The following is a 13,369-nucleotide window of genomic DNA, read 5'->3' as shown; positions in this document are numbered from 1 at the left end:
GTATAGCTTTAAAATGCAATAGTATTATACACGCACTTGAATGTACATCATATGATCAGCTGTAGAGTGCCCTACACGAACTTTATACTTTCCTTTTTCATAGTTATTAATTTCTTGAGCATCTACAGTTTCCTGAATTTCTTTATCTAAAACTAAATCTGAATTTAACATAGTAGTCCATTTTTTAGCTAACTCAATAGTTGCTTCGTTATTATCTAGGAAAATAATTTTAAAATCATTTTCACTTACCGCATCAATATAAACTTGTGCACCAATTGTACCTGCTGGTAAGTACATATTTTTATCAACCAGTCTGATTGTTCCATTTAAATCTGCATACTTAAGGTTAGTACCATATTTACTATTCACACTCTTAATAAGATTTTGCGCTTCTGTAGAAATGGATTTTTGAGCTATCTGGTTTTTCATAGCGTTTGGATTATACGTAACTTCCTCCGTAACTAAACCTTTATCAATGCTTGATGGTAAATTTGTATCTGGTTTTTCCTCTGGTTTTGTTTCAGGTTTTGGATCTGGTTTCACTTCTGGCTTTTCCTCTGGTTTTGTTTCAGGTTTTGGGTCTGGCTTCACTTCTGGTTTTTCTTCTGGTTTTGTTTCGGGTTTTGTTTCGGTTTTGTTTTGGATCTGGCTTCACTTCTGGCTTTTCCTCTGGTTTTGTTTCTTTTTCAACTGCATTAATAGAGTTATATAAGAACTGGCTATATTGTTCACGAGTTACATGTGCATATGGTGAATACATTTTACCTCCTGTACCAATAGTAACGCCACTTTCTTCTAATGCACTAATTGCTTTTAATGCCCACGAATTTTTATCAATGTCAGTAAAGGATGTTGTCTTAGTAGATTTGAACTTGAAAGCATTTGTAAGTACTTGCGCCATTTGTTCACGTGTTAAGACATCATCTGGACCAAATTTCCCTTCACCGTAGCCATTTACAAGTCCCGCTTTAGCAAGCGCTCTGATTTCTTTTTCAAACATATGTCCTCTAATATCAGTAAATGGATTTTTGAAGCTAGCATCTGCATCTGCTGGTTTTACGTACATATAAATCATACGAGCAACTTGCCCACGAGTTACATTGTCACCAAAGCCAAAGATATTATTTCCGTACCCTTGCACTACTTTACGGTTCGTTAAATCATAAATTGCTTTTGTAGACCAGTGATTTGCTGGAACATCATTGAATTTTAATGAGTCTGTGCTATCAGCCTTAGCAGTAAATGCTCCTGCTCCTAGTAATGATGTTCCCATAATTGTTAATGCTGTTGCTGTTTTTAAAAATTTGTTAGCCATTGTTTGTTCCTCCAAGTATATTAGTTTTTTTATAGATTCCTTTATTGTACCGAATTTAAATATAAAATCCAGATACTTTAACATATAAATTTATAAATTAGAGTTTTTTTATAACCGCTGTTCTGTATGGAAAATATTACCATATAGAAATAGGCTTGTAAAGTATTTTTATATATTTATTTTTAAATATATTTTTCTAGCAAAAAAACTACACTTTTCAGTATAGTTTTTTACTTCTATTTATACCTATTGATATTATCAACGGAAATAGATTTGTCCCATTCCATCTTTATTAGCCCATATTGGTGCTTTCACACCATCTATCCCTATCATTTTAAAAATAAAGAAATGATGCTCAGCTTTTATCTTAAAATTCAATGGCTGATTATGATCTACGCGGCCTTTTGTATATTCATATTCCCATCCATCCATATTCTGCTCTTTCATTTTCTTCTCTATATCAGGAATTAGATTTACGTTTTTTCCTTCATATGTGTACTGAAAACCACCTGTTTTTTCTGCTAACTCTACTGTACTAGAAGCAAAATCATGTGCCTTTATTAACTGCATTCCATACAGTACACCCTCCGGTATAAGAGTTATCAATAATAACGAAAGCGTTAGAAAAAGCGCTGTTGTTACTGTATTTTGCATTTCTTACACACCTACTTTTTCTTATTTATTTCACGTTTCCTCCAGCTTTCTTGTTGTCAGAATCTGCTTCATAAATAAATATGTGTTTTGCGTTACTTTTAATGCTGCCTTTCTTTTCATCAAATTGTTTAGTATAACTAGCAGTCTCGGCTTCTCCTTCAACCGCAATCATTGCAGGTTGCTCTTGTACAGCATGTACAGAAAACTCTCGTTTTGATGCCGGATCCTTAAATGTTGCATTTTGTTTATAAGACTTTTCAAATTCTTTTTTTGCGATTTCTGGTTCAATAGCAATTTCTTCTTGCGCCCGTAAAACACCTACTTTTACGGATTTATCCATTGCTGTACTTCCAGCACGTTCTAATGCAGACTTATTATCTGCGTGTGTTGTATCGCCAATAATCATATCCGTCATTAAGAATAAACAGCCAACACATAATAATAATGAGGCAGCACCTATAATAAACTTTTGCATAGCTTTTCACACCTCCTTAATTTTCAGACTTCCGAAATCGAAAACCACTTAAAATGGAACTTTTCTTTTGGTTCAACAATTGTTTAGGTAGCAATAACTCTGCTATTTCCTTCATTTTCCCTTCAAGCTCTTTATAATAATTCCGACTAGATAGTAACGTACTACTATTTAATTGAGATTCAAACACATCTTCTATCTCATATGGCGCTAAAGCTGTTAATAACTTCTCTCCAAAACATTCTTCTACTACTTCATTCTTTAAAAGGGCAGAAGAAAACTTATTCCCAATGATTCTCGTTTTCTCTAAAGCTAAGTAAGAAACAAGCTTTCTCTCTTTTTGTGTAAGGGGATGCGCTATCTTTAACAATTGATGCAGATCTGGTTCCGCTACAAAGAAGATATAATCTGCCATTTCGCATATTTCATGGTATAAATCTTTATCCCAATCGTAACCCGCATCAATAATAGATATAGGTGCTTCTTGGTTTGCCAATAAAACCTTAATAAAATGGTCAAAGTCATGCTCTGTTTCTTTTTTTAGCTCTTGGTCCACTATAGGATTCTTTACGATATAATTTATTTTTCCTTGCTTCCATTTTGGAATTGATAATATATCAGATTCCTTCTGTAACATCTCTTTATATCGCTGCAACATAAATTCACTACGATAGTTTTCTGGTGCTTCCGTATATCCCTTAATTAATGGATACGTATAGCCATCATCATAAAGGTTCTCTATATAATTCACATCAATCTGTAATTCATTTAAGTAAGCAGCTAAAAGATGTGAAACAAAAGTAGCACCACTTCTCCTATTCATACTGGCCACAACAATTGTTCTTCTTGGAATGGCAATACCAATTTGTTTTTCATATACTGGCTCAAAAGCCAATTTATAATGTTTTTTTATAATAGGTGCTTTTGGCGCCTCCTCTGGGACAGACTTACGCTTTTGTTTGTTTTTAAATAATTTGTTGGAAATAGAGGCAGGTTCACTAATGCCGCCTTCCTCTATTTCGCTTGATACTTCCTCTTCTTCCTTATCAGCAGAAACCTCAGGCAACTTTGTTTGTTGGGGTGCCTGACTTGCTCCTACAATTTCTGCCACATTTTTTATATCTGTTTCCTGTAGCAGCTGCGGGATGACTTTATTATCAATATCGATTTTACGAGAGTTAAAAATGTCATAGATACCTAGATAAATCAGTTTCGCCAAAAACTCATCATCATTTTCACGCTCTGTAAATACCACAATACGAATATCCCGATTAAATCGAATATCTCTTAGTTTCTGTAAAATAATTAATTCGCGTTTCTCCTCATGTCCCGCATCAATATTTAATCGTTTGTCATTAATACATAGAATATTGGGCTGTTCCGTATCTAGAATTTCATCAAGATACTTGATGTGCATTACATCACTATCAGCTACTTCAAATCCAGCACCAATAAAATCCTCACGTAAATATGCCGTATATACAGTATCGCTTATAGCTAAAACGATTTTTTTCGTCATAGTTAACCTCCTACAAACTCTAACGTTGGATTAAAATCATGTTTTCAATTGGAATTTGCGCCTGAAGATGAACCTTCCCAATAATCTCATTCAGAATATACTCCATTTCAACTTGCTCTATTGGACGTGGAGCTCCAAAATCAGAATTTAGTTTTACTCGTATTTCTAATCTATCTTGTATCTCATGTAAAGGTGTACCAAGATAAAGAATGCTGTAGTATAAAACACCATCTTCAATATTTTTTTGAATCATATCCTTTGTTTGATGAATAAATGTAACCTCAGCAAGCTCAATAAAAGGATTATCAATCGTTACTTTACTGTTCCAATTTAAATCCCAAATCTCGCAATGTTCTTCCGCATGTACAACAACTCCATTGACAGAAGGCGTAATTGAGAAGAGACGATCTACAGGAACTTTGGTTAACGACGTACTATCACCCTTCTCTAATTCAAATCCTTTTTCCAATCGCTCATGTTCAAAAGCACATTCAGCACCAGCGTATGCAATTTCACAAAATACTTGTTCTAATAGCGGACGAATCCCCTCGTATGTTCGTATAGCAAACACACTAAATTCCTGCGTTTCATCTGTTCGAATGATTTCGTACAATTCATATTCGGATGCATTTGCTAAGGCAAAAGGAATGTCTTTTATAAAATTCGGATCAGTATATAAATTCTCAGGTATTTGTGTTTCAGGATGATGTATAAACTCTATACATAATTGATAACCTTTTAAAAATGCATTTTTAACAGCTGCAGGGAATAGAGTTTCAAAACGCTTTACATTATTTTTAAACGTTTTTTCTTCAATTTCGTTATTAAATTCTCTTTCTTGTAAGATATTTGCTTTATTCCCTAGTAATAAAAAGTAGTGATTAATAATGCGACTAATATTCTCGTCAAATGCTGCATTGTCCTCACAATACTTTGTAAATCTCTCTTTACTCATGTTTACAATTTCATTCATAGCTGAAATTCTCCCTTTTTTTGATATTTATACAAAAAAAAGACACACCGATGGCAGGTTATGTGCCTTCGGTGTGTCCGTTTAGCTAAAGATTAAATCTATTAATTTGTATATTTCTCTTAGTTAATTGTCGTTCAGATATAAGAATACCGCTATGAAATTTAAAAGTCAATACCTTAAATGATTCCTGGTGAACATATATTTAATTCTTTTTCACTATTTTTCTATGTATTTAATTTAAAAAATCTCAGGTAATTATATATAAATAATCACAAGTATTTTATATACAAACAACAAGAAATATATATAACTAAACTCAATTATTAATTATAAAGAGATTTAACAACTACCTCTAAAGCCTTGTATGACATACGTTCTTTGATATTAAGCAAAATTCCCTATCGTAATATCCCCAATACACACAAATTCTACATCATAGAAATCACAAATTAAGAAGTTAGATACCATATTACTCAGAATTCACAAGAATAGAATAATATTATTAAGATAACCACAAGTATTTAATCGAATTAATAACAAACTGAATCGTAACAAAACATAACATAACACGATTATATGCTTTCGTTAAAATGCTTATAGATATATTTTTCCAAATAAAAAAGCATGTCTTCTTAGTAAAGAACATGCCAAATAACCCTTGCTTTTATGTGAATTTTTAACAAGGGCTGCCATATATATTTTTTAAAAAAATCACATGAATTCCGGATAAACACCATTCTTCTTATGATAATTTATCATTGCATCGTGTTTTTCTCCTGTAGACAAGTTTTTTTCCTTAAAACCTATCCAGGACTCTCTAAACTGTACACGCATAAATGCTGGAATAGAGAATATTTCTTGCTGTTTCATACAACTTTCGATTTGATCTAATGCATAAGTCATTGCGTAAATTAGTAATTCACTTTGTTTTTGTTTTGTTGGTAAATAGATCGCAATATCAACAATCTCTTGTCTAAATGCGGTCATTATATTTTCTTTATCTTTTTTTCGTAACGCCTGTCCCATATGTTTTAAACGAGACACCGCTTCTTTTCTGCACTTCGCTACTGGTCTATGTAATTCTTTTTTATCATTCTCAATTACGCAGTTTGAAGAAAATACCACGTTGAACTTCTCAATGATGATTTGTTTTACCTGTTTTCTTATACTTGTAATTCTTGTTTCATTAGATTTCTTCTCTTTAGAATCAATTGCAGTAAATTGCACAATGGGGTTAATAATTTCTATGTATTGTCTTACTTTTTTTGCATTACGATTTAACCTCTCTTTTAAGAAAGACATCTTTCTTGTAATCTGAAACTCCTCAATTTTATGTTTATAATGCTCCATACCCACTTTTCTTGAAAAAGTATTGATTAAATCTAAAAGAAATATAATACCTCTATTATCACGAGCCTTTACTAGACTACTCATTATCGTCATTTGAATTAAGTGAAATGGAATACGGAAATACGATAGCGATATACCTGTCATATTTGTAGTTTCTGCTGTAGTGTGGTTATACAACGCATAATCTACGATTTCATATACGGTACGATTTCCAACAGGTGTTTCTTTTACGAGTCTACGCTCCAAACAAACTTGAAACCCTGTATAAATTGTTGTGTAGGGAATCCCGCTTTTTTTAGCAAGATCCATTATTTGAAATTCACGTGGGAGCATTCCTATATCATTGCATTCAAAGTGAAGCAAGATGTAAGTAGCTAAAGCTGAAGATGGTAACTCTTTTCTTTCATTCTCTAGTTTTACGATGTTTAATAGTCCATTAAAAAATTTAACCCCATGAACTTTAAAGTTCTGTTGGGAAATAGCCATTTGCGTATGCATAATGTTGCTAACTCCTTTCGAAAGAGCAGAAAAAGGCACTGTCATACCACGGATACAAAAATACTACTCTCTTAAAAAAGTAATACTTGTATAACCACGGTAAACAATGCCTAAAAATACGCAAGAAATCCCCTTTTTAAGTTGCACAAATACATAAGATACAGTAAAATTATCTTATAATTTCATGCAAAATAAAAAGGTTTATTGGCTTTGTTTACCGCGATCCTCGACACATTTCTTTTGGGATATTGGTGCGGTATACCACAATGAAGTAGTTGGCGCTATTTCATTGGGCTGAGGAACCTTTTTTTGCTTTATTATATTTTATTTTTATTATATAAATATTTTATTATTAATGAATCTGTATCTAAAAAAATACAAAAATATTAAAGTAACTACATCATATATAGTTTTTTCCATGGTTGCAAGGTGATTTTTTCAAAAATACGACTTTTACTAAATGACTATGAATAAATTACTACCACTCAAACACCTCGTTGAGTGACGCTCAATCAAAAACCAATTCACAATAAGCGAGAACAACTTAAATATGCATCGATCAACTACCTGATTACCGCTCAATTAATAAAACATCATTACCAAAGCGCATAAATGGCGCACTTTCACCACCAACGCCTTTAATCACTCAACTAATCACCAATCACTTATATATAAACACCGTCATTTTCTTATATAGGTTGAGTGGCGATTGATTGGATGATTTTAGTGTATTAAACCAAGTTGTAATCAATCAATTAATCACCGGTCAATCGTATTGTTCTTTTGGAGTGAATGATTAGTGAATGGTTGAGTGATTAAGTGTAGATGCAAGTTTCGAATAAGAATAAACTGTTTTTTATGATTAATATAAAAATAGTTTCATACTACTAATTAGGTAGTATGAAACTATTGATATTGTATAGGAGGATATAAATGAAGAGAATTGATTTAATACCAAAACCATTTTTCGAAACTTTAGGGGAACACGGTACAACTTATTTCGTATATGGATACAGAGTTGCGAAACCTAAGTTACATTTAGGAGAGTTCAATTCATTAAAAGAAGCTAGACAATTCATCTACACATATGCTTATAAAAATCCTCAATGGCTAAATACAAACGGAGACATTAACGAATATAACAATAAACCATCTAGATCTGAAAATGATAATAAATGGTATAAGGATGTAGTTAAAAAAGAGTATAAAAAGTATGCTGATTTTAAAGATTGGAAGAAATAGAATTAGAAAACTCTTTGTATAGTAAAATAACAAAGCAAAATATATCTAAGTGCTATGATTATTATAAGTTTAAAACAATAGTTGTGAATGAATCGTATTGATTATCAATGAACTAAGCTTTTGAAATGATATTAAGGATAAGCAAAATAAAAAGACTATCAAATGATAGCCTTTTTATTTTTTTCCAAAAAGCTTAGAGAAAAAGCCGCCTTTTTGTTCAGTATTCTCTTGTCGCTGAGCATTAGCACTTTTTTGTTCTTGAATTAATCGTATAGTACTCATTAACTTTTCGTCACGTTCCTCTAATCGCTTATTGATTCTATCGAAATTATCCTGACTTTGTTTAGCCACCGCAGCGAAGAATTCCATATTTTGTTTTGTTAATTCTTCAGTCACTTTAGCTGTAACTTCCTCAGTAATTTTTTCCGTCAAAGCTTCTATAAAGTCTGGATTGACCTGTTGTGCTTTAACTAACGAAGTTTCTTTTGGTTCACCATCACCGTCAACATCTTCAGCATAAACATTACGAATAACCGTCGGATCCATATCTAAAAGCCCAACAATTTCGTGCTTTTTCTTTGACTCAGAATAATAATGTTTAATCTTTTTTACTGTATCAATACTATCCTCATGAACATACTTAAGTTGGCGTTCTTTTTTTATGTTCAAGTACTCATCAAAATCATTCAACCATCTACGAAGAGTACTTTCAGGAATATCAAGCATGGTTGCTACTTCAGATACGCGATAATAACCATCGCTTAACTGTTCATCAATCATTTGCTCACCACCTAACTATATGATGCCTGTCCTATAATACATTATATAAAAATTCTATAGAAACTAAAAGAACCCCTTTGTAGATTGCATAAAATATCATGAGTTTTTAGACCTGATCACTCGATCGTTCACTGCTCATTTATTTAGCTGCATATCAATAATATCTATGTTATCGAGCAGTGATTAGTCGGGTGAGCGTGATTAACACTTGATTATGTACAAAACCACCTTAAAATTCTGTGAATCGAACTAAAAATTTAACATGGATTTTCACTTATTAAGATGCATCTTCGATAATTGTTACGCATTCATTCCAGCATTTATTACCGCAATAAATACGTAACTATAAAAATATTAATTACGGTAATTATTACGGAAGTATTTAAAGCACTGATTTAATAAGGTTCTTGATTATCAATCGTAGATGTATTATAGTTAATACATACGATACTTCGGAAATATATGCCGAAGTGTTTACGGCTTTTATAACGGTATTAAATTCCGCATGATTATCTTGTCTTTTTGTATCTATAGATAAAATTTATTATTTATTAAAGGTGGTGTGAAATTATTGTCTAATATATCAATGAGTAGTAGTGAGATTATTGATGTACTCTGTGAGAATTTACATGATGGGATTTGGGCTTTGCGTGTACTATACGCAGAGGGCGCAATGAACAAAGAAAAGTTATGGGATTATATCAACCAATATCATAAAGATTATCAAATTGAGAATAAGAAAGATTATGAGGGTAAAAAAATACTTCCATCGCGATATGCTTTGGATATTATGACTGCAAGACTTGAAGGAGCAGGGTTAATATCTTTCAAAGCAATAGGACGTGTTCGAATTTATGACGTAACAAATCTAGGAAATGTTTTAATTAGGGAACTTGAAAAACGAGTTGAGAAAAACAACTAAAATAAATATTTGAGGAGGATATACATATGGCAGGCAATTTTTCAGAAATCGAAAGCCAAGGAAATATTAGTTTAAAATTTGGATTCTTAGGACTAGGTATGGGTGGATGCGCAATCGCAGCGGAGTGCGCAAATAAAGAAACTCAAATTAAAAATAACAAATACCCATATCGTGCGATTCTTGTTAATACAAATAGTCAAGATTTTAACAAGATTGAGATTAAAAACGCGGGAAATGTACGTAAAATACAGTTAGAAGGATATGAGCAGGGTGCAGCTCGTAATCCACAGGTTGGTGAGGAAGCATTTGTAAAGCATGAAACAATGATTTTCGAAACGGTTAAGCAGGAATTTGAAGATCGTGATTTCATTTGGATTACTTGTGGTCTTGGTGGAGGAACAGGAACTGGAGCTCTATTAAAGGCAATTGAAATGCTATATGAACATGATTACAATTTTGGTTTATTACTGACTTTACCACGTGATGCAGAGGCTTTAAAAGTATTAGAGAACGCAACTTCACGCATTCGTAGTATTGCTATGAACAAAGATGCTTTCGGTTCAATTGTATTAATAGATAACGCTAAACTATATAGAAAATTTGAAGAGGAAAATCCAAGTGCTTTAGCAAACGAATATACTAGCTATAGTAACAAATATATTGCTGATGCATTACATGAGATTAACCTAGTTACTTCTTCATTTACACCATTTTCAGATACACATTTTGATGCTAGTGAATTTGCCCAAGTAATTAATACACCAGGCGTTTTATCATTGGCAAAACTAGAACTAAAATCAAATCAGTTAGACACTGAAAACCCGCTAGGTTACTTGACTCAATTAGGGAACGCACTAGAAAAAGGCGTTTTATACGATACAGAAAGAGAAGAGCTAGAAAGTGCTAAAAAAAGCGCGCTATCTATCGTTACATCACCGCTACGAGCAGGTCGATTATATAACTTCTCTTTCCTTAACCAAATGGAAAACTTCTTAAAAGAAAGAACTCCATATGTAGATGAACGTCCTATAGCTCCATATGTAAATAAACATACAGCGAAAAAAGAAGAGGATATAGTAAAATTCTATTCAGTTGTTGCAGGACTACCATTGCCAAAACGTGTGAGTGATATTATTGATGAGATTACGAGAATTAAAGAAGAACGTGAGCAAGCTAATTCTAAGAAATCAAATGCTGTTTTAAATAAACTTTTTGCATTTGATGATTCAATACAAGAAGAAAAACCTAAAAAGAAAAAATTGAATTTTGGTGCTGAACCTGAAGTAGAAGTTGCTGACGATTCACAACCAGCAAAGAAGAAATTATCATTCTAAACAAAAGACCGACAAATATAATTTTGTCGGTCTTTTTCTATTTCAATAGCTATAGAAACTACAAAGAACAATTTAGAAACCTGGTATATTTTCTGTATGTTTAATATCATTTTGTACAATTCAAACAGCTTAAATAAATTGTTAGGCCGTCCTAACAATTTAACTCCAACACTTGACCTTTTAAAAAATTGTTCGGTTAAAACACGTCTTCCGTCCGAACAATTTTACAAGTACCAAAGGACTATATAAATCAATGTTTTTAGCAAATTATTAGGAAGAGAAGTGATCCCAACTTCAGCGTACGAGTTTTAGTATCTAGAATGGCGCAAATTCAGTTTGAAATTTTAATAATTTACAACGATTTTTTACTGTAATAAGATATATAGAAATGGTTGTTGTTTATTGAAAATATATTCGAGTTATGGAGTTGCATATAATGAAAATTAAAACGTATAAATATACAAGTAAAGGTACTCAGAAATCTTTTCGTTTAAAAGAGGCTGATATATTTGTATTCACATTTTTATATTACAAAAGGCATCTTACTACACGACAAATTACTCAGCTTTATAGTGCATTTGAAGGTAGGGATTTTTCCGAGGATAGTGTGTTTACAAAACTTAATCGTTTTTCAAAATATGGTGCTATCTTAACTAAAAAAATTGATAAGCGAGATGATAGTATAACAAGACGTGCGACATTCTCCTTAAAAGATAGAATGGTTGATTATCTTCAAGAATTAGGAAGGATTCCTGCAGGATCTTCAAAACGTAGATATTCTTCTTCAATCTCACTACATACACTCTGCTCACGAGAAATATTAGTACGCACACTTTTAGAAGTATCGAAAAAGGCCAATACGAATAAGATATTATGCGAGCTAGATATTCGCTCATATCATCAAAAACAAAAGAAAACAGAAATTGAAGGGGCAGGTTTACTCTTAGTTCCTGATGAACACATTTCATATCAAGATAAAAATATTTACATTGAAATGGATATGTGCAAAGAAACCAATGCTACCTTAGTTGAAAAAGTGGGCAAATATATTGAATATGCACAAAAAAACAATGAGAATATAACTGTAGTTTTTGTTATGTATGACAAGTCGATGTTCCTTGCAGAAGATGCAGAACCACCATACGTACGTATGAAAAATCTATTATTTTCTATGCGGGAGTATCATGAACTTTTAATGAATCTACCAAATCTAAATATGCACATCTGCTCTTTGAAAGAAGCTGGAGATGTTATCTCAGATATCATTCTAGGAATAGATGATAATCAAAACTTTGAACAAGATATTCTTTTACCTTTATCTCAACGTACAGTAGGCGATGCCGATTGGCGTTACGCATTTGTTGAAAAAGTTCAAACCTTTAAAGAAATAATAGATGGTGGTCTTAGACGAACGTATAGAAGAGATAAAGATGCTATGCAAGATTTCTTCTTTATTTTTGGGAATGAAAATGATTACCGCATGATTGCTAGATTAGACGATGTTGTGTTTTCAAGAAGAGAAGGTGATGAGGGAGTGCCACTTGTTGTGATCTATCCAAAGCGTAAAAAGGCTAGAGATATACTTTTAATGGACACTTATGACAACGTATTACTGCTATCCCTCCAAAATGAAGATGTTACTATCGACGCAGATGAACAGATTATGGCACGTACTGCAAATAACATTCATCCAAAAAGACGTAAACTTGTAGAATTATATTAATCCATTGTTTTTTATATACTTCTATACAATTTTATTGATTTCTTTTTTTTAAGGTGTTAGAATAGCGATTGAACATATAATAAAAACTACAATCAAATCAGAACATATGAAATTAAGGCAAGCGACACACGCTGTTTTTACAGTGGGTGTCGCTTGCCTTTTTTTATATGGAGAAAGGTGGAAATTCAAAATGGATTTACAATATGCAACTACTATTACTGGGGGAGTGCTCTCTGCTAGAGAAGCGTTTAAAAACCCTGAACTAGTCCTCGAACATATGACAGAAGAGGGGGCAACGTTTAGTGTTTCTCTACAAGATATCCAAATCCCGGGAAAACCGAATTACTATTGGTATGATGTAATCATTGAAACAGCAACGAATAAAAAAATAGAAGTAAATATTGCGGTACTTTCTCAGGAAGAATATAACCAGCTCTGTGAAAGAGATAGTATTGATTTATATTTAAAGCAAACTGAAGATGCAGCAAAATTCTTTCTCGAAAAATCAAAGGAACTATTCCAACCAGAATTCAATAATCGATTCAAGTTTAAACATAAAGCTCAACTATATCTGTAAGAAGTAGGTG

Annotated in this window: 11 protein-coding genes and 1 pseudogene; 5 read left to right on the top strand and 7 right to left on the bottom strand. The window is 32.4% G+C overall.

Annotated features, from left to right (window positions below):
- Positions 1–24: 24 nt before the first annotated feature.
- The 6 genes and pseudogenes from DN393_RS00570 to DN393_RS00545 form a co-directional block, all read right to left on the bottom strand.
- Positions 25–1,315, bottom strand: a pseudogene (locus DN393_RS00570) (S-layer homology domain-containing protein).
- A 258-nt stretch (positions 1,316–1,573) separates the two neighbouring features.
- Positions 1,574–1,969, bottom strand: a complete 396-nt coding sequence (locus tag DN393_RS00565; RefSeq protein ID WP_149173174.1) for a DUF4320 family protein — start codon at positions 1,967–1,969, stop codon at positions 1,574–1,576.
- Between the two features lie 25 nt (positions 1,970–1,994).
- Positions 1,995–2,444 (bottom strand): hypothetical protein, encoded by a 450-nt coding sequence (locus DN393_RS00560; RefSeq protein ID WP_149173173.1) that lies wholly within the window; start codon positions 2,442–2,444, stop codon positions 1,995–1,997.
- Between the two features lie 16 nt (positions 2,445–2,460).
- The gene (locus tag DN393_RS00555; RefSeq protein WP_149173172.1) at positions 2,461–3,960 is read right to left on the bottom strand and encodes a hypothetical protein; all 1,500 of its coding nucleotides are present in this window, start codon (positions 3,958–3,960) and stop codon (positions 2,461–2,463) included.
- A gap of 19 nt (positions 3,961–3,979) precedes the next feature.
- Complete coding sequence (locus tag DN393_RS00550) at positions 3,980–4,933, bottom strand: hypothetical protein (RefSeq protein WP_149173171.1); 954 nt, start codon at positions 4,931–4,933, stop codon at positions 3,980–3,982.
- A 711-nt stretch (positions 4,934–5,644) separates the two neighbouring features.
- The gene (locus tag DN393_RS00545) at positions 5,645–6,781 is read right to left on the bottom strand and encodes a hypothetical protein (RefSeq protein WP_149173170.1); all 1,137 of its coding nucleotides are present in this window, start codon (positions 6,779–6,781) and stop codon (positions 5,645–5,647) included.
- Between the two features lie 933 nt (positions 6,782–7,714).
- Between DN393_RS00545 and DN393_RS00540 the strand changes: the two genes are divergently transcribed.
- Positions 7,715–8,023, top strand: coding sequence for a hypothetical protein (locus DN393_RS00540; protein ID WP_149173169.1), 309 nt, complete (start codon positions 7,715–7,717; stop codon positions 8,021–8,023).
- Between the two features lie 174 nt (positions 8,024–8,197).
- Here DN393_RS00540 and DN393_RS00535 read toward each other — a convergent pair whose 3' ends face one another.
- Entirely contained in the window at positions 8,198–8,803 is a 606-nt protein-coding gene (locus tag DN393_RS00535; RefSeq protein WP_000564666.1) for a MerR family transcriptional regulator, read from the bottom strand.
- A 586-nt stretch (positions 8,804–9,389) separates the two neighbouring features.
- Here DN393_RS00535 and DN393_RS00530 point away from each other — a divergent pair.
- The 4 genes from DN393_RS00530 to DN393_RS00515 all read left to right on the top strand — a co-directional run bounded on the left by DN393_RS00530 (position 9,390) and on the right by DN393_RS00515 (position 13,359).
- Positions 9,390–9,725, top strand: a complete 336-nt coding sequence (locus DN393_RS00530) for a cell division protein FtsZ (RefSeq protein ID WP_149173257.1) — start codon at positions 9,390–9,392, stop codon at positions 9,723–9,725.
- Between the two features lie 26 nt (positions 9,726–9,751).
- The gene (gene repX, locus DN393_RS00525; protein WP_149173168.1) at positions 9,752–11,059 is read left to right on the top strand and encodes a plasmid replication protein RepX; all 1,308 of its coding nucleotides are present in this window, start codon (positions 9,752–9,754) and stop codon (positions 11,057–11,059) included.
- 436 nt (positions 11,060–11,495) lie between these two features.
- On the top strand, positions 11,496–12,782 hold the full coding sequence (locus DN393_RS00520) for a replication-relaxation family protein (protein WP_149173167.1): 1,287 nt from the start codon (positions 11,496–11,498) through the stop codon (positions 12,780–12,782).
- A 190-nt stretch (positions 12,783–12,972) separates the two neighbouring features.
- Positions 12,973–13,359, top strand: a complete 387-nt coding sequence (locus DN393_RS00515; protein ID WP_098828832.1) for a hypothetical protein — start codon at positions 12,973–12,975, stop codon at positions 13,357–13,359.
- Positions 13,360–13,369 lie beyond the last annotated feature (10 nt).

The organism is Bacillus sp. BPN334 (genome assembly GCF_008368885.1).
In the GTDB taxonomy this organism is placed as follows: domain Bacteria; phylum Bacillota; class Bacilli; order Bacillales; family Bacillaceae_G; genus Bacillus_A; species Bacillus_A wiedmannii.
The sequence above is the reverse complement of the archived record's forward strand: the minus strand, read 5'-3'. Positions and strand labels throughout refer to the sequence as shown.